Here is a 16,778-nt window from a genome sequence, read left to right as displayed (position 1 = left end):
AGAAAAAGAGGATGGGGTTTCCAAAATTAGAGACAGAACGTTTACTATTAAGAGAACTTACACTGTTAGATGCAGAAACGATGTTCCATTATTTTTCAAAAGAATCCGTTATTCGTTATTTTGGGATGGATGCTTTCGAAAATATTGAGCAAGCGAAAACGACAATTCAAACGTTTAGAAAGCGTAATGAAGAGGGAAGCGTATTTCGCTGGGGAATAGAGAAGAAAGGAACGGATCAATTAATTGGTACGTGTGGGTTTCATTTAATTAACAATCATCATAAACGAGCTGAAATTGGTTATGAGCTAGATGATACACATTGGGGGCAAGGATACGCAACCGAAGCACTGCAAGCAATGTTAGCTTACGGATTTGAAACGTTGCAATTTATAAGAATTGCAGCTGTCGTATATATAGAAAATGAAGCTTCCCGTAATTTATTGACAAAAGTCGGATTTCAAGAAGAAGGATTACTTCGAAAATATATGATTCAAAATGATGTTGCTCATGACACGGTCGTTTATTCATTATTAAAAGAAGAGTGGCAAAAGTAATGAGCACAAATGAAATAATGAAAGTTATTAAGGAACATAAAGATGAACGATTTATACTAGGTATAGATGGACTAAGTCGTTCGGGTAAAACAACATTGGTTAAAAAATTAGAAGAAAATATGAAACGAAATGGAATCTCGTTTCATATTTTTCATATTGATGATCACATTACCGAGCGTAACGAGCGATATAATACTGGATTTGAAGAGTGGTATGAGTACTACAACCTTCAATGGGATATTGATTGGTTGCTGCGAAACCTGTTTCAAAAGTTACAAAGCGACATTGAATTAGAATTACCTTTTTATCATGATGAAACAGATTCATGTGAAATGAAAGAAATACAGCTTCCTTTAGTAGGTGTAATAATTGTAGAAGGCGTTTTTCTGCAGCGAAAAGAATGGAGAGATTTCTTTCATTATATGGTGTATTTGGATTGTTCAAGAGAGACAAGGTTTCTACGTGAAAGTCCAGAAACGCAGAAGAACCTTTCAAAATTTCAAAGTAGGTATTGGAAAGCTGAGGAGTATTATTGGGAAGCGGAATCGCCGAGGGATAGGGCGGATTTAGTTATTTAGTGATTAGAAAATAGAAGGGTGAATGAAATGAATATTTTGTGGGACTTTGATGGGACGTTATTTGATACGTATCCGGTATATACAAAAATTCTTTCTCAAGTTTTAGGGAAGGAAATAAGTGAAGAGGAAATCTATACAAAGTTAAAGGTTTCATTTTCTCACACAATTGATTATTATAAAATATCTAAAAAACAATTAAGTGAAATTGATGTATTAGAGAGTCGCATTATGATAGAAGATATAAAACCATTTGAAAAAGTGGAAGAGGTATTAAAGTTTGCCGATAAAAATGTAATTATGACTCATAAAGATAGAGCGGGGGTATTATCTATATTAAATCATTACGGCTGGGAGAAATACTTCGTAGACATGGTTACAATTGACGATGGTTTCCCCCGAAAACCGAACACTTTATCTTATGATCATTTGCATAAAAAGCACAGTATTGATTTAGCTATTGGTGATAGAGAATTAGATTTATTACCTGCAAAAGAATTAGGTATTTCAACATGTATGTTTCAAGGGAATTGTGATGTAGCGGATTATTCTTTATCGCATTACTCGGAATTTTTTAACGTAGTGATTGATAGAGAGGTTATTTTATAAATAATTCAAATAAAACCTTTACTTTTTGCTTGAAAGTAGAGGTTATTTTCTATGCTTTATAAAAAATATAGAAAATTAATACTTTCTAGTACTTAGGAGGAGATTGGTATAACGATTTGAATTATATAGTTATAGATAAATTTATAGATGAAAAGATTTCAATAAAGCGAGTGATCACATGAGTATTTTCATTTTAGAAGATGATGTCATACAAGCACAGCAAATGAAGCGGCTAGTTGAAGAGATTTGTGAGGAGTATATGTTGCCTTTTGATTTTATAGAGGTAACTAGTAAAAGTGAAAACATCATTACTAACATTCCTAAGGCGAAGTATATCCCAATCTATTTTTTAGATATAGAGATAAAAAGAGAAGAACATAAAGGGTTACAAGTGGCACAAGAGATACGAAAGTATGATACGCAAGGAATTATTGTGTTTGTAACGACGCATTCTGAATTTGCACCTATTTCATATCAATACATGGTATCAGCTTTAACTTTTATTGATAAAGGGTTGCCATACGAGGAGAGGTGTAACGTTTTTGAACAATGTTTACTCCAATATGAAGCGCGTAATAAGCATATTATTCCATCTGATGATTTTATCGTTGAAAATAGTAATGCGACTGTGCGGGTTCCGTTTCATGAAGTTGAATATGTTATGACTGATGAACCGCACCGTTTAGCATTAGTGACGTTAGATCGTATCGTTTATTTTTATGGAACATTAAAGGAGATAGAAATAATAGATGAACGTTTATTTCGTTGTCATCAATCATATATCGTGAATACGAAGCAAATGTCTTATTACGATGCGAAGCAAAAAATGATAGTTTTAAAAAGCGGGAAACGCATTCCAGTATCACGTCGTTTATTGAGTAAAGTACGTAACATATTAAAGGGTGAGATGTAATGTATATTTATGATTTATTTGCAATACTGCTTACTAGTATAAGCCATACGTTTTTATACATTCAATTAATCCGGTACAATAGATTGTCATATAGAATGTTAATAGCTTTAAGTGCAGTATTCATTATTTTACTGGCTATTGTCGTAACAGTAACGAGATACCCAGAGTTGAATAGTACTATTGTGTTATTTTTAATAAGTTTAGGATTAATGCAAAATGAATTGAAATTTAAGCATAATGTATATTTTGCACTAGTGAGTATGGTGATTATAACGTTAGTGAAAATGTTGCTATTTGATTTAGGAATGAAAATCTTTATGTTAACAACATTCAATTTATATTTATGGACAGGTAGTATTATTCATCTTATCGTATCGACACTTACTTTTATCGGTATTTTTGTAGCTCGGAAAAGAATCCGAAAAATTGCTCAATATATAGTAGGTAGTCGGCTATACTATGTAACTTATATATTATTAATTGTTGGATTTATTATTGAACTAATTTTAACTCGGCCATCTTCTGCGTTTTTAGCAAAGTTAAATCAACAATACAGTGATGTAAGTTATATTTCAGCGATTATTGTATTTTTATTATTAGTCATCATAGTACTTATAAGTTCACATTTATCGAAAGCAAAGTTACAAGAAGAGCATGAAAAACGTTTAGATAAAGAGTTATTAGATTATGTGGAGAAATTAGAGGATATGCATGATGAGCTTGCTAGTTTCCGTCACGATTATATGAATGTATTACTATCGTTAGAAGAGGGAATACGTACGAAAAATGTGAAAGAAATTGAGCAAGTGTACTATGACGTTATAGCTCCTACGTTAAAAACAATAAATGATCATGAACTTGATCTTGCGAAATTATCTCGCATACATATTCCTGAAGTGAGAAGTGTATTGAGAGCGAAAGTTGGCACTGCCCAGCAACAACAAATAAAAGTAATGCTTGATATACCGGAGAAAATTGAAAGTGTTTCGATGACGATCATTTCATTTATTCGCATCATTTCAGTTTTAGTAGACAATGCAATTGAAGAGGCAGTACATAGTGAGGAAAAGATATTGCAAATCGCATTTTTTGAAATGGATTCACAACAATATTTTATCGTACGTAATAGTTCAAAGAGTGAAGCGATTGATTTGCAAAAAATTTATGAGAAAAACCATTCAAGTAAAGCAGGATCGAGAGGATACGGGCTATTTTCGTTAAAACGGATTATGAATAAAACAAATAACGCGACGTTAGAAACAACTTATGTAAGTCCTTATTTCACGCAAACACTCATATTAAAAGAGATGAAATGACCATCTATGATGAAAATGAAACCGAATAGGAAAGAACTACATACTTCCTTCACTCGTTTATATACACTTTAAGTAAGAGGTGAAGCGAGATGAATGGTCTTATTTTTACAACAATGATTAGCTTTGGTTTACCGCTTGTAGCACTTTTCTATGCTGTTTGGAAGAAACGCTATATCCCGTATATGTTAGGTGTATTGGCTTTTGTTGTATCACAAATATTGATCCGCATACCAATACTGAATTATGTAAATGGAACTAGCACAGATTTTCAAATGTTTTCAGTAATGCAGCCTGTATTACTTGTATTTTTGCTTAGTTTATCAGCTGGTATTTTTGAAGAGGTAGCCCGTTTTATCGCAATACGTTATTTTATGAAACAACGAGATTGGCAGTCTGGATTTTTATTCGGAGTAGGGCACGGTGGTATTGAGGCGGTGTTGATAGTTGGTATCCCGGTAATATCTCTATTATTGTCACAAACAGTCATTCAAAATGGTGACAGTTACTATTTCGGCGGTATTGAGCGCATCTTCGCGATGATATTGCATATTGGACTTTCCTTCATTGTATTACAAGCTGTCGTCCAAAAGAAATTCCGTTATGTTGTATATGCAATTCTCATCCATGGGACCGCAAATGCATTAGCTGGCATTATATCTCTATATGTACCAGGGAAAAACGGGATCATTATGTCAGAAGTTTCAATAGCAATTTGTGCTTTACTTCTATTTAGTTATAGTTTCATCTTAAAAAGAAAGGGTGTATTAAAATGAAAAGAATGTTACTCATTATTATAAGTGCTATTGCGGCGTTCGCACTTGCAGCATGTACTGGTAATAAAGTAGATGAAAGTACTTCAAAAAAGTTTATTCCGAAAGCGGAAGAGATTGTAACGTTACTAAATGAAGCTAAGTATAAAGAAGTACATGAAAAATTTGATAGTAAAATGAAATCAGCCTTATCAGAAGAGCAAATGAAAGAACTTACTCCTATAATTGAAAAAGCTGGTACATTCGAAAAAATTGAGAAAAAATCGATTGAAGAAAAAGATGGTTTATATACTGTTATTCTTGTAGCAAAGTATAGTAAAGAACAACGTACCTTTATCGTAACTTATAACGATAAAGAAGAAATAGCTGGGTTAGTAATTAGGTAGAAATGTAATGGCAGATAAGGTGGTTGTGTCCACTTTATCTGTTTTTTTGTTTTAACCAAATTATGGTTATTCATGCTAATATGAACACATAGCTATATAAAAGGGGTGGGTATTATGAAAATCGAAATAGTTCCCAAAAAGAAGTACAGTATAATAAGCTATATATCTTTACTCATCGGAATTATGTGTTTTTTATTCGTTTTTATAACTCCGACGAGAATAGCGAATGCGGGAAATATAGTTGGAGATTATGTAACGATTGCTCTTACAGGTGTAGGTATTATACTTTCAATAATTACAATGACGAAACAAACAGAGAAGAAGGCAATTGCAATTATCTCATTAATACTTTCCTCATCATTTTTTATTTTTTGGATTATCGCGATTATCTTATTGTTTACTGGGCAAATAAGTTTTGCGCCTTAATGAGCGATAAAAAGAGTCCTTCATTACGAGAAGGACTCTTTTTTATTCGCTATCTTCAGGTTGATATTCTAAAATATCCCCAGGCTGGCATTCTAATGCTTTACAAATAGCATCTAAAGTTGTAATTCTAATTGCTTTTGCTTTTCCATTTTTTAATATAGAAAGGTTAGCCATTGTAATTCCAACCTTCTCCGAAAGCTCTGTTACACTCATTTTTCTTTTAGCTAACATTACATCAATATTAATTATTATTGCCATGTTATTCACCTCAGACCGTTAAATCATTTTCTGATTTTATATCTATCGCATCTTTTAAAAGTCTTTGGAGAACGGCAGCAAAGACTGCGATAACCATTGAAGCAAAGATTAGGAGCATACCAAGTATAATAATACCTGGTGCATCATCTCTCTCTGCTACAAGATAGAAGAGTGGCATACCTACCACATATAAAATACTGATTGTTACTGCGCAGTTTTTTATCTTTTTTAAAGCCCTAACAGATAATTTCGAGAAAGCGTTACCCTTGTCAATGAAGCTTACAAGTTTAAAGGCTTGATATAGAGCAAAATAAAAAGGTATCACGGTTGCATATAGATTGATTAAAACAAGATATTTTATAAATGCAATATCCGGGAACAATTCTGCTGCATATTTCCCTATGTTAGGAACTAAAAATATACATAAAGCAAGAACAGGGATTCCAATCAGAATAATAGCTGTCTTTAAAAAGAGTGTTGATCCTTGTTTCATATAAAGCACCTCATTTATTAATTATCTATTTAATCTAACATGAAATTTATCGTTTAACAATAAATTTTTATTTATTATAATCTTGTTTTTATTGTTAAACCAATTTTGTATTTTAATAAAGATAATCATTCCTTCTTTCTGTAAATGATGTTATGTTAAAAGTAACGATTAAGTCGTTCTTATCCCGCTATTTGTGGGAGTCGGGCTGCCCGTAAAAGCCCGATTGGTGAAGGCTAATAATCAGTGGGGATTGAAAAAAAACCCTCTGATTAAAGTTTCACTTTATAGATAATAATTAATATGATTATATCTTTAGAATTTCTTCAACTACTACAAATAAATGAACAGTAAAAAGCCGATTATCCTTTAGATTACAAGAAATCGGCTTTTTTATATAAAAGATTGCTTAGCGTACGAAAATCGCTTTTTGTTGGCAGTGCCCTGTCACAATCAAGCTGAGAAAAACAAATAATCCAAAACGAGAAAATTCTTAAGTTGATGGATGTGTGATGCTACTCCTATGTTAAGGTTCGAGTCATTTGAAACAGCAACCTCTATATTGAGTGGTGTTAAAGCGACGTATATGATAAAAAAGATGTATCGCTTGTAAAAAAATTGCATCACCTTGAATGAGCTAATACGACAAGAATCCGTTTCGGGCCTAATTAGGGAATGCAGTACAGATCAGTATATAGTATACAAGCATTCCCTTTCTATAAATACGGTATGTTTTTAATATAATTAAAAGAAAATTTTTGTGTTCTTTAATATGATGTGACATAATACCAGTTTTTTTCTATTTTTGTGATTTCTTTATATTCATTATTAAAGTCGTATTTGTTTGGTTTAGTATCATTTGGTGTATAAATAAATCCTGAAAAATTATCTAATATACCACGATAAGTAAAAAAGAAAACAGAAATACCATTTTTATTTTGTTGAATAATTACATCCCCACCGTTTTTGGAAGTGGATGCAAACTGTTTAGGTAAATGAATTTGTCTACTATCATAATGAACATTAGGAGTTAACTCTTTATGTTCTATACGTGCTATAACTTTTTCACGGTCTTCTTTATAGATAATAAAATCTAAATTTATATAAATCTCATTAAATGGTATACATATCCAAGTAATTATTATGATTAATTGAATAATTAACGGTTTCCAATTTTTGTATTTGATAAGATGTATGATTGTGAAAATTAATATCAAGAAAAACAATCCATGAACTATTATTGAAAGAAATGGCATAACAAATGGGGTAAGGAATTCAACTAAATACCATTTGAAAAAATGATAAAGTATAAGAGCGAGACCGCTTATTAATGTAATTTTGGTTAAATTCTTATTCAAATTTTGAATCTCCTTTCTATATTAAAAACTATGTGATTTTAGTATGAATATAAAATATATTTTTTCATAAATTTCCCTTGTTTTCATTTTATTAACTTTGTGTGATTAATATTTTGAATATATCATAGATTTAAAATTAAATAAACGGACGTTGAATTTTTATATTTTATATAGAATAACAGTTAAATAAAAGTGAGGGAAGTTTTCAAAATAGACTAGTTTTTTATTTGAAATGTAATTTGATTAGTTTCATGAAATAGATCCAGTTCCGGTAAAATCAATTGCAACAAGTAAACATTACGAGACTAAGAGGAGCATATCAAAGTCGGTGACACCGACTTATGGGACAGTTCACTTCTGATTGTGGAAACGGGGCAGTACAGAAGTGGAAAAATTCTGTGTTTCTTTTTAATTAATATATTTATTTGGAAAAACTTCGAAATTTCCGGCACAAATGCTCCTTCTATCCTATAATAGAAGCTATTCTGGACGTAAGTAATTTGTAAGGAATGAGTAAGAAAAAAGAGATTTTCATAGTATAAAATATTTATTATACCTACGTATAACACCTGCTACTAATAATGTGTTATAATACGAATTAGCAACATAAAGGAAAGGAATTAGAAAAAATGACCTTACAAAATACTAAAAATTTAAAAAAACAAGTTGCTCCTTTTGAAAAATCAACGGCAAAAAAAAGTGTTTGGCAAATCATCAATACGGTAGTGCCATTTATTATCTTATGGTACCTTGCTTATAAAAGTTTGTCCGTTTCTTATTGGTTAGCATTAGTTCCAGCTGTGTTAGCCGCTGGATTTATGACACGGGTTTTCATTATTTTTCATGATTGTACCCATCATTCTTTCTTTAAAAGCCGTCGTGTAAATAGAATAGTAGGGACATGTATGGGTGTTTTAACTTTATTCCCGTTTGATCAATGGGGGCATGAGCATTCCGTTCATCACGCTACAAGTGGTAATTTGGATAAGCGAGGTACAGGAGATATTTGGACGCTTACATTGAATGAATATTTGGCAGCGCCATTTAGACTCCGTTTAGCATATCGTTTATATCGCAACCCATTCGTTATGTTTGTGTTAGGTCCGATTTATGTTTTTCTACTTAAAAATAGATTTAACAGAAAAGGTGCTAGAAAGAAGGAACGCATGAACACCTATTTGACGAATGTTTTAATTGTTGCTTTAGTAGGGTTACTTTGCTGGGCAATCGGATGGCAATCGTTTCTTTTAGTACATGGTTCCATATTCTTAATAGCAGGTTCAATAGGTATTTGGCTGTTTTACGTACAGCACACATTCGAGGATTCTTATTTTGAAGAAGATAAAGAGTGGGAATATGTGAAAGCGGCAGTGGAAGGAAGTTCTTTTTATAAACTACCTAAAATCTTGCAATTTTTAACTGGTAATATTGGATTTCATCATGTTCACCATTTAAGTCCAAGAGTACCTAACTATAAACTAGAAGAGGCACACAATAATACGCTTCCTTTAAAGAATGTACCAACGATTACTCTTGCTACAAGTTTGCGGTCACTCCGTTTCCGTCTTTGGGATGAGCAAAACAACAATTTTGTTAGCTTTAAAGACGCCAAAAAATTAGTGAAAAACAATGTTTCTATTCCAGTAAAATCAGAACTATAACTTCATCAAATATGACTGACTCCCCTTAATCATTTTCGATTTAAGGGGAGTTTTTGTTTAACTAGTAGATGCACGATATGTAGAAAACTTAAATGATTTAAATTGTAATGGAGGTGGATTAGGAATAGTAGGTATTAATATTAGAGGACGATAAAAATATTATGTTAACAATTTGAGGCGATTGATATTACTTTTTTCAATAGATATTATGCTTAGTCTCTGAGTATATTTCATCTGGTATGTATCATGTCTTTTACAAGAAACGTATGATTTAAAACTTAATACAATCTGCAGAAAATACATATAAAAATGATGTTACCTTAATGATAAAAGGGTATTACGCTATAAAATAAATGATAATAAGAACAGTGAAATTATTTTAAGATAACAAAATACAAAACGGACAAACTCAATTATCCTTGAATTTGTCCGTTCAGTTACTGGTGAAAAAGGAGGAGTATGTAAATGTAATGTACATATAGTCTAAAACTGTTTAAAGATATGTGAATGTATTTAAAGTGGGTTTCTTTACACTTATTTATTACTTTTTAGTTTGCCTAGATAGTTCAACAGACTTTTGCGTACAACGCTGCATAGCTGAAATGATGGCTGTTCGTAAGCCTTTTTCCTCTAATGTTGCTACAGCTTCTATCGTTGTTCCGCCAGGGGAACAAACCATATCTTTCAATTCACCTGGATGTATGCCTGTTTCTAGTACCATTTTTGCAGAGCCTAACACAGCTTGAGCAGCGAATTTATATGCTTGATTTCTAGGCATACCATTTAATACAGCTGCATCTGCCATCGCTTCTATAATCATATATACGTATGCTGGCGACGAACCACTTACAGATGTTACAACGTCCATTAATTTTTCGCTTACGATCTCTGTTTGACCAAAGCTATTGAAAATGTTTAGCACATCTTCTAAATCTTTTTCTGTCACCATTTCATTAGGGCATAACGCAGACATTCCTTCTCCAACAAGAGCAGGGGTGTTAGGCATTACTCTTACAACCTTTAATTTTTTAGCAAAAGCCTCTTCAGTACTTTTAATGCTTTTCCCGGCAGCGATCGTTACGACGATAACATCGTTTTTGATTATTTCTTTTATTTCGTTAATGATTGATGCGTATAGGTCTGGTTTAATTGATAAAATTAAAATATCAGCATTTTTAGCTACTTCATTGTTGTCAGTAGTTGTAGTTAGCCCATATTTTTCACTAGCATTTTTTAAATTCGTAGTGTTTAAATCCGAACAAAGAATATTATTTGCAGACACTATCTTTTTGTTTAGCATCCCACCAATCATAGCCATTCCCATATTTCCGCAACCGATGAATCCAATTTGTTTATCCATAATAACTCAATCTTGCTCCTTTTATAATAAATTATATCATTTTGAAATTGTTATCTTAAAATAACAATAACATCTCCATGCAATATAAAGAAACATTCTAAGAGAATATATTCCTTTTTGCAACACCAAAAGTTGAAAATCAATTATATTCGACAATATGTAAATATATACACTTTAATTTTAGGTTTTATGTTGATGAATATGAGTTAAACTTATATCGATTTGTATTTTCATTCAGTAGGGTAATAAATTCATACAGGTAACTTGCCGCTCTATTTATTTTTAAAAATACTTCTTGACACCAAATCAAATTATATCGCATAATATAAAAAATTAAACCGAAAATCGTTGAAGGGAAATAGTACATATGTCTTCTTGCGAAAGAGAGTGGAATTCACCGGCTGAAAGATTCCTCGTATAGAATATATCGAACCTATCCCTGAGTCTTAAATGAAAGTTTAGGCGTTCGCCTGCGTTATAGGCGCCAAGTGGATATCTATGTATATCAATTAAGGTGGTACCGCGGAACAATGACCGTTTCGTCCTTTTTATTTTATTAAGGGCGAAGTGGTCATTTTTATTTTGCTCTTTAATAGGCTAGGTGCAGCACTGATAAGAATAGAAGCCGCTGTAAGCTGTATGAATAGAAGTGAAATTTATAAAAACTTTGATTTTAGACTTGGGGGATAAAAAAGTGAGAAAGCAAAGAATTGTTGTAAAGATTGGGAGCAGTTCCTTGGCAGCAAGTCATGGAGGCATCTGTAAAGAACAACTTTCAGATCACGTTGCTGCATTGGCACGATTGAAAGAGGAAGGGCATGAAGTTTTGTTGATTACATCTGGGGCAGTCGCTGCAGGTTTTTCTGCTCTAGGGTATCCTAGCAGACCTGTGACAATTAAAGGGAAACAGGCTGCTGCCGCTGTCGGGCAAAGTTTATTAATGCAGGCGTACACGGAGGAATTCCGTAAATATGGTATCGTTACTGCACAACTTTTACTAACGAGAAGTGACTTTTCTAGAAAAGAACAATACAGTAACGCTTACGCTACTTTAGGAGAGCTACTAAATCGTTCCGCTCTTCCTATAATCAATGAAAATGATTCCATTTCTTTAGAAGAGCTGACGTTCGGTGATAATGATATGCTGTCAGCTTTAGTAAGCGGACTTGTTTCGGCAGATATGCTCATGATTTTTACAGATGTGAACGGTTTATATGACCAAAATCCTCAGAAAAATGCGGGTGCGAAAAAATATCATTTCCTTCCTGAGGTAACGGAAGAAATTGCTTCTCTTGCTGGAGATGCGGGCTCAAAACTTGGGACTGGCGGTATGAAATCAAAAATCGATGCTGCAAAGACGGCACTATCTCTTGGAGTGAGTGTATTTATCGGAACGGGATGTGGACAGGAGAAGTTTTTAGATGTTATGAAGGGCAAAGGTGATGGAACATATATCGGGAATGCTCCTCAAAAAATGATTAAGATGAACAAGCAATGGATCGCCTTGCATTCGCTTGTTAGCGGACAAATTGAAGTAGATGCGGGGGCAGCTTCTGCAATCATTCAGCATGGTAAGAGTCTTCTTCCTGCTGGTGTTACAAATGTGTCAGGATTTTTCCAAGTGGGCGAAGTCGTGGAAGTAATCACGCAACAAGGGCGCGTAATAGGAAAAGGACAATGCACATATAGCGCAGAGGAACTAAAGGATCTAAAAGGTATGCAGAGCCAAGATATTCAAGCAAGAGGGGAAAGGCATAATTATGAAGTTATCCATAGGGATCATTGGGTTTCATTTTAAGAATAGCGAGGGCAGAGTCCACTGCTCAAATTCTTTAATTCCATAGGCGGGAAACACTTAGTTGGTGGAGATAAACGGGTCTTTAATTTTTACTTATTAACTTTTTAAAAGGAGGAAATAAAAATGAATGAAGTGTTGGCAAAGGGGAAAAAGGCGAAAGAAATTGCTAGAGAACTTGTACTTAAATCTACAAATCAAAAAAACGAAGCACTTGCTGCGATTGCTGATCAGATGATAGTAGAAACAGCTTATATTTTAGAGGAAAACAAACGGGATATTGAAGAAGGGAAGGCAAAAGGATTTTCTGATTCTCTTCTTGATCGTCTTATGCTGAATGAACAGCGTATCATTGATATGACTGAAGGTATTAAGCAACTAATTGATTTACGTGATCCTGTTGGAGAATGTGTTAGTGCATGGGAACGACCAAATGGACTGTCTATTCAGGAGATGCGCGTACCACTTGGTGTTGTCGGAATGATTTACGAGGCAAGGCCGAATGTGACAGTGGATGCTGCTACAATTTGCTTAAAAACAGGAAACGCAGTAATACTACGTGGTAGTTCTTCTGCTATTCATTCTAACAAAGCCATCGTTAGCGTTATTCACCGGGCGCTCAAACAAACAAGCTTGCCTTCAGAAAGTGTGCAGCTCATAGAAGATACAACGCGCGATAGTGCAAAGCAGTTGTTTACATTGAATGAGTACTTGGATGTTCTTATTCCAAGAGGCGGCAAGCAGTTAATAGATACTGTAGTGAGAGAAGCATCTGTTCCAGTACTTGAAACAGGTGCGGGAAATTGTCATATTTTTATTGATGAAACAGCAAATAAACAAATGGCAATTGATATTATTATAAACGCAAAAACGCAGCGTCCATCTGTATGTAATGCAATTGAAACGATTATACTTCATGAGAATTGGGCGCAGCAATTTGGTAGCGAGCTATTTTCTTCCTTGAAGGAAAGAGGCGTGGAGCTACGTGGTGATAATAAAGCATTGGCAATTGATTCTTCTATTGCATTAGCTTCAGAAGAAGACTGGGAAACAGAGTTTTTATCTCTCACACTGGCAGTTAAAGTGGTTTCCACTACGGAAGAAGCGATTCATCACATAAATACGTATGGATCTATGCATTCCGAAGCGATTATTACAGAAAACGAGGAAAGCGTCAGTAAGTTTTTCACATCTGTTGATGCGGCTGCACTGTATCATAATGCATCAACTCGTTTTACTGATGGATCTGAATTCGGATTCGGCGCAGAAATTGGCATCAGTACACAAAAGCTACATGTAAGGGGACCAATGGGGTTACCTGCATTAACTTCCACAAAATATGTGATTCGTGGGAATGGACAGATTCGGGGATAAGAATTATAAAAGAACAAGTAATAAGATGAAGACACCCAATTCAGTTTAAGTGTCTTCATCTTATTACAATTATTCATTTACCATACAAAAAGCCCCACAAGCATAGCACTTAATAAGGAAACAGCCATTCCGCTAACAAGAAGCTTCCAAACATTTTTACCGATTATTGATGATTTTTCCCCGCCAAATAAAGAATTGTATGTTCCATAAATCATACCTACTGTACTAAAGTTTGCAAAAGAAGCTAGAAATGTTGTGGCAACTGCAATTGTATGTGGTTGTAAAGACTTTAGGTTTGATTTTAAATCCATCATTGCAACAAATTCATTCGTTGTTATTTTTATCCCCATTAATTCAGCTACATACATAGCATCTTTTCCTGATAAACCGAGTAAAAAAGCAAAGGGGCTAAAGATAATAGAGAAGATTTTTTGAATTGTTAAACCTGTTACAAAAAAGCTCAAAATACCATTTAAACATGCTGTTAATGCTACATACCCAATTACCATCGCTAAAATAACAATAACCATATTCATCCCAACTAACATACTGTTTGAAATAGTAGAAAAGAAATCTTTTTTTTCATTTTTTGAAGGTGAATAAATAACATCCTCTTCTTTAGTAACTTCTACAGGATTTAAAACATTAGCCAAGATTAATGCGTTAATACAGTTTAAAGGAATAGCGCTGAAAATATATGTTGCTGGAACCATTGATAGATAAGCACCAAGAATGGATCCGCTGACGCTACTCATACTCATAATTCCAAAAGTCAACAAACGATTTTCTTTTAACACAGATAATTGATCACGAACAACTGCAAGTGCTTCCGTATTTCCTAAAAACATCATTTGAATGGAAAAGAAGCTTTCTAACTTTGGTAAACGAGAAATCTTTGAAATGATTGCACCAACTTTATCAATAATCCAAGTTAAGATTCCAAAATACGAAAGAATATCAAAGAAAGTGATAACAAAAATGATAGGAAGTAAGGCGCTAAAGAAGAAATCAACTGTTTGATTTTCCATAGCTGAAGGAAATACAAATCGAATTCCTTCATTCGCACATGATAGTAGCCAACTGAAAAATGACGCAATTTTATTAATGATAATACTGCCCAATTTCGTGCCTAACATAAACCACGTAATAAAAAGCTCCAATATTATTAGAATAACAATTGGTCTCCATTTTATTTTTCTTTTATTAGGCGAACATAGGAAAACGATTAATATTACAACGAAAATCCCTAACATATTTAATATGAAATGCATGTCAACAACTCCTTGAGGCTTATCCCGCATTAACAGGCAGTAAGACTTCCACCTCAAAATTCGCGAATGCGAGGGAGTTGGTGGGAGTTAACTGCCCATAAATGCCCGATTGGTGAAGGCTAATAATCAGTGGGGATGGACAAAACTCCCACTGATTAAAGTTTCGCTTTATTATTTGTATATAAAAAAGCCTCTATTCTTCCAAATTTGGATTATGATCAGAAGTTATGAAGAATGTAAATTATGTTTGGGATTAGTCTATTTCAATTTATGTACTAAAAATTAATGTTTTTTCGCTTTATAAAGGATATGTATTAATAATGTAAAGCAACAAAATAAATCTATTGGTAGAACGAAGGAGAATTAATAGCTGCATCCATTTTTAAATTGTTTAGGTGAAATACCAGTATGTTTTTTAAAAATCTTTGTAAAATGACTTTGGTCGTGAAAATTTAATAATGTAGAAATTTCGGATATAGAATGTCTCGTATAAGTCATTAACTTTTTTGACTCATCTACTTTGGCACGCTGAATATATTCATTTAGAGAAATTCCAACTTCTTTTTTGAAAAGGGAAGATAGATAACTAGGGTTTAATGTGACTATTTCTGCAAGGATAGTTAGTGTAATATCACCATAAAGATGAGTAAATATATAATTTTGGCATTCGTTTATAGGTTTGGAATGTTGCTGCATTGTACCATTTTTGACACGTTCTGCAAACTCAAGTAAAGCATTCTCCAAAAAAGGGGCAATTGCTTCATTTTTATGTATTTCTTCGAGTTTTTGTATAAATAAATCGCTAAGAGTATATGCGATTTCAGGGAAAAGTCCTCCTTCTATCGCAGATCTAGTTGCAAGTGTAATAGCTGCAATGGCAGAATTTTTTTGGCTTCGCAGGTGACTCGTCTTTGATAACACCCCAAGCTCTCCTGATTCAGGTAATCTCCTTAGATTTTTAATTAAATCATCCTTTTTCCCTTGCTTAATACACTCAAATATTTTCCTCTCGGCTAGTGGATCGATATGAGTTAATGTACTTTGTCGTTGCTCCGATATATGTATTTCAGGCTGTTCAATTTTAAATTCCATCTTTTTTACAAGCATGTTTTTTTGCAGAACATCTGCTATGTTCAATTGTTTCTGATACAGCATGTAATAAAGCACTAAACTTATATTTAAAAAACTCAAATTATTTAATACGGGTAGAGAACGATAATATCGAATCATTTCTTCTTTGTCTATTTTTAGTTGAAGATCATTAACGATACCTTTAATTGATGTTTCTGATAGCCTGGAATAAAGGACGGGTCCAACAATGATGTTCCCACTAATTTGGTCGTTCAAACGCAGATTAATTGCGAAAAAATTTTCAAGAAAGGCTGTCTCTTCTAATGACGGAAAAGTAAAGGGAGGCTGTTCTTTAAATATTTCATTAAGTATCGCCTCTTTTGAAGAATACATAGGGTTATGCTGAATATTGGACGAGATTTCAAATACTAAATCTCCATTGTTATTAAGAAAATAGACAGGTGTTTTATGTACGTCAAAGACTAGTTTACAAATATAATATAAATCCTCTAGTTTGGAGAAACTCATTATTTTAACCTCTATTCTTTAAAAATCAGCTAAATTTTTTACCAGTATTCTAAAAAATATACC

Annotated in this window: 17 protein-coding genes and 1 other annotated feature; of the genes, 11 read left to right on the top strand and 6 right to left on the bottom strand. The window is 33.3% G+C overall.

Annotation, left to right across the window (positions count from 1 at the left end; genetic code table 11):
* Positions 1–11: 11 nt before the first annotated feature.
* The 8 genes from DET63_RS19670 to DET63_RS19635 all read left to right on the top strand — a co-directional run bounded on the left by DET63_RS19670 (position 12) and on the right by DET63_RS19635 (position 5,549).
* Entirely contained in the window at positions 12–554 is a 543-nt protein-coding gene (locus DET63_RS19670) for a GNAT family N-acetyltransferase (protein ID WP_113937590.1), read from the top strand.
* Positions 554–1,132: a kinase gene (locus tag DET63_RS19665; RefSeq protein ID WP_113937589.1), complete on the top strand. Its 579-nt coding sequence runs from the start codon at positions 554–556 to the stop codon at positions 1,130–1,132. Before DET63_RS19670 ends, DET63_RS19665 begins: the two co-directional genes overlap by 1 nt.
* A 27-nt stretch (positions 1,133–1,159) precedes the next feature.
* The gene (locus DET63_RS19660; RefSeq protein ID WP_113937588.1) at positions 1,160–1,738 is read left to right on the top strand and encodes an HAD-IA family hydrolase; all 579 of its coding nucleotides are present in this window, start codon (positions 1,160–1,162) and stop codon (positions 1,736–1,738) included.
* A 178-nt stretch (positions 1,739–1,916) separates the two neighbouring features.
* Positions 1,917–2,651: a response regulator transcription factor gene (locus DET63_RS19655; RefSeq protein WP_113937587.1), complete on the top strand. Its 735-nt coding sequence runs from the start codon at positions 1,917–1,919 to the stop codon at positions 2,649–2,651.
* Entirely contained in the window at positions 2,651–3,967 is a 1,317-nt protein-coding gene (locus DET63_RS19650; protein ID WP_113937586.1) for a GHKL domain-containing protein, read from the top strand. Before DET63_RS19655 ends, DET63_RS19650 begins: the two co-directional genes overlap by 1 nt.
* A gap of 89 nt (positions 3,968–4,056) precedes the next feature.
* Positions 4,057–4,740 carry a YhfC family glutamic-type intramembrane protease gene (locus DET63_RS19645; protein ID WP_113937585.1) on the top strand — a complete coding sequence of 228 codons (684 nt, stop codon included), beginning with the start codon at positions 4,057–4,059 and terminating at the stop codon, positions 4,738–4,740.
* On the top strand, positions 4,737–5,123 hold the full coding sequence (locus tag DET63_RS19640) for a DUF3887 domain-containing protein (protein WP_113937584.1): 387 nt from the start codon (positions 4,737–4,739) through the stop codon (positions 5,121–5,123). Before DET63_RS19645 ends, DET63_RS19640 begins: the two co-directional genes overlap by 4 nt.
* A gap of 114 nt (positions 5,124–5,237) precedes the next feature.
* Positions 5,238–5,549 carry a hypothetical protein gene (locus DET63_RS19635; protein WP_113937583.1) on the top strand — a complete coding sequence of 104 codons (312 nt, stop codon included), beginning with the start codon at positions 5,238–5,240 and terminating at the stop codon, positions 5,547–5,549.
* Positions 5,550–5,591: 42 nt separating this feature from the next.
* On the opposite strand, the gene DET63_RS19630 is transcribed toward DET63_RS19635, so the two are convergent.
* The 3 genes from DET63_RS19630 to DET63_RS19615 form a co-directional block, all read right to left on the bottom strand.
* A complete protein-coding gene (locus tag DET63_RS19630) occupies positions 5,592–5,807 on the bottom strand; it encodes a helix-turn-helix domain-containing protein (RefSeq protein ID WP_002084833.1) in 216 nt (71 codons plus the stop codon).
* 10 nt (positions 5,808–5,817) lie between these two features.
* The gene (locus DET63_RS19625) at positions 5,818–6,300 is read right to left on the bottom strand and encodes a DUF2975 domain-containing protein (protein ID WP_002032872.1); all 483 of its coding nucleotides are present in this window, start codon (positions 6,298–6,300) and stop codon (positions 5,818–5,820) included.
* A 764-nt stretch (positions 6,301–7,064) separates the two neighbouring features.
* On the bottom strand, positions 7,065–7,655 hold the full coding sequence (locus DET63_RS19615; RefSeq protein ID WP_113937582.1) for a hypothetical protein: 591 nt from the start codon (positions 7,653–7,655) through the stop codon (positions 7,065–7,067).
* 629 nt (positions 7,656–8,284) lie between these two features.
* On the opposite strand from DET63_RS19615, the gene desA reads away from it, so the two are divergent.
* Entirely contained in the window at positions 8,285–9,316 is a 1,032-nt protein-coding gene (desA, locus tag DET63_RS19605; protein ID WP_113937580.1) for a Delta(5) desaturase DesA, read from the top strand.
* A 541-nt stretch (positions 9,317–9,857) separates the two neighbouring features.
* Here desA and proC read toward each other — a convergent pair.
* Entirely contained in the window at positions 9,858–10,676 is an 819-nt protein-coding gene (proC, locus tag DET63_RS19600; protein WP_113937579.1) for a pyrroline-5-carboxylate reductase, read from the bottom strand.
* A 339-nt stretch (positions 10,677–11,015) separates the two neighbouring features.
* Positions 11,016–11,226 (top strand) — a binding site (T-box leader).
* A gap of 144 nt (positions 11,227–11,370) precedes the next feature.
* On the opposite strand from proC, the gene proB reads away from it, so the two are divergent.
* Positions 11,371–12,474, top strand: a complete 1,104-nt coding sequence (gene proB, locus DET63_RS19595) for a glutamate 5-kinase (protein WP_113937578.1) — start codon at positions 11,371–11,373, stop codon at positions 12,472–12,474.
* Positions 12,475–12,597: 123 nt separating this feature from the next.
* On the top strand, positions 12,598–13,845 hold the full coding sequence (locus DET63_RS19590) for a glutamate-5-semialdehyde dehydrogenase (protein ID WP_113937577.1): 1,248 nt from the start codon (positions 12,598–12,600) through the stop codon (positions 13,843–13,845).
* Between the two features lie 77 nt (positions 13,846–13,922).
* On the opposite strand, the gene DET63_RS19585 is transcribed toward DET63_RS19590, so the two are convergent.
* On the bottom strand, positions 13,923–15,116 hold the full coding sequence (locus DET63_RS19585; protein ID WP_002084844.1) for a NupC/NupG family nucleoside CNT transporter: 1,194 nt from the start codon (positions 15,114–15,116) through the stop codon (positions 13,923–13,925).
* A 363-nt stretch (positions 15,117–15,479) separates the two neighbouring features.
* Positions 15,480–16,715, bottom strand: a complete 1,236-nt coding sequence (locus DET63_RS19575; RefSeq protein ID WP_113937576.1) for a helix-turn-helix domain-containing protein — start codon at positions 16,713–16,715, stop codon at positions 15,480–15,482.
* Between the last annotated feature and the right edge of the window lie 63 nt (positions 16,716–16,778).

Source organism: Bacillus sp. DB-2 (assembly GCF_003315125.1).
GTDB classification, from domain to species: domain Bacteria; phylum Bacillota; class Bacilli; order Bacillales; family Bacillaceae_G; genus Bacillus_A; species Bacillus_A mycoides.
The sequence above is the reverse complement of the archived record's forward strand: the minus strand, read 5'-3'. Positions and strand labels throughout refer to the sequence as shown.

Bases quoted from the DNA above. Each gene is read 5' to 3' on its own strand.
- DET63_RS19590 (WP_113937577.1), top strand. From the start codon at position 12,598: ATGAATGAAGTGTTGGCAAAGGGGAAAAAGGCGAAAGAAATTGCTAGA.
- DET63_RS19650 (WP_113937586.1), top strand. From the start codon at position 2,651: ATGTATATTTATGATTTATTTGCAATACTGCTTACTAGTATAAGCCAT.
- DET63_RS19575 (WP_113937576.1), bottom strand. From the start codon at position 16,715: ATGAGTTTCTCCAAACTAGAGGATTTATATTATATTTGTAAACTAGTC.
- DET63_RS19625 (WP_002032872.1), bottom strand. From the start codon at position 6,300: ATGAAACAAGGATCAACACTCTTTTTAAAGACAGCTATTATTCTGATT.
- DET63_RS19665 (WP_113937589.1), top strand. From the start codon at position 554: ATGAGCACAAATGAAATAATGAAAGTTATTAAGGAACATAAAGATGAA.
- DET63_RS19630 (WP_002084833.1), bottom strand. From the start codon at position 5,807: ATGGCAATAATAATTAATATTGATGTAATGTTAGCTAAAAGAAAAATG.
- DET63_RS19635 (WP_113937583.1), top strand. From the start codon at position 5,238: ATGAAAATCGAAATAGTTCCCAAAAAGAAGTACAGTATAATAAGCTAT.
- DET63_RS19585 (WP_002084844.1), bottom strand. From the start codon at position 15,116: ATGCATTTCATATTAAATATGTTAGGGATTTTCGTTGTAATATTAATC.
- DET63_RS19670 (WP_113937590.1), top strand. From the start codon at position 12: ATGGGGTTTCCAAAATTAGAGACAGAACGTTTACTATTAAGAGAACTT.
- DET63_RS19645 (WP_113937585.1), top strand. From the start codon at position 4,057: ATGAATGGTCTTATTTTTACAACAATGATTAGCTTTGGTTTACCGCTT.
- desA (WP_113937580.1), top strand. From the start codon at position 8,285: ATGACCTTACAAAATACTAAAAATTTAAAAAAACAAGTTGCTCCTTTT.
- DET63_RS19660 (WP_113937588.1), top strand. From the start codon at position 1,160: ATGAATATTTTGTGGGACTTTGATGGGACGTTATTTGATACGTATCCG.
- DET63_RS19655 (WP_113937587.1), top strand. From the start codon at position 1,917: ATGAGTATTTTCATTTTAGAAGATGATGTCATACAAGCACAGCAAATG.
- proC (WP_113937579.1), bottom strand. From the start codon at position 10,676: ATGGATAAACAAATTGGATTCATCGGTTGCGGAAATATGGGAATGGCT.
- DET63_RS19640 (WP_113937584.1), top strand. From the start codon at position 4,737: ATGAAAAGAATGTTACTCATTATTATAAGTGCTATTGCGGCGTTCGCA.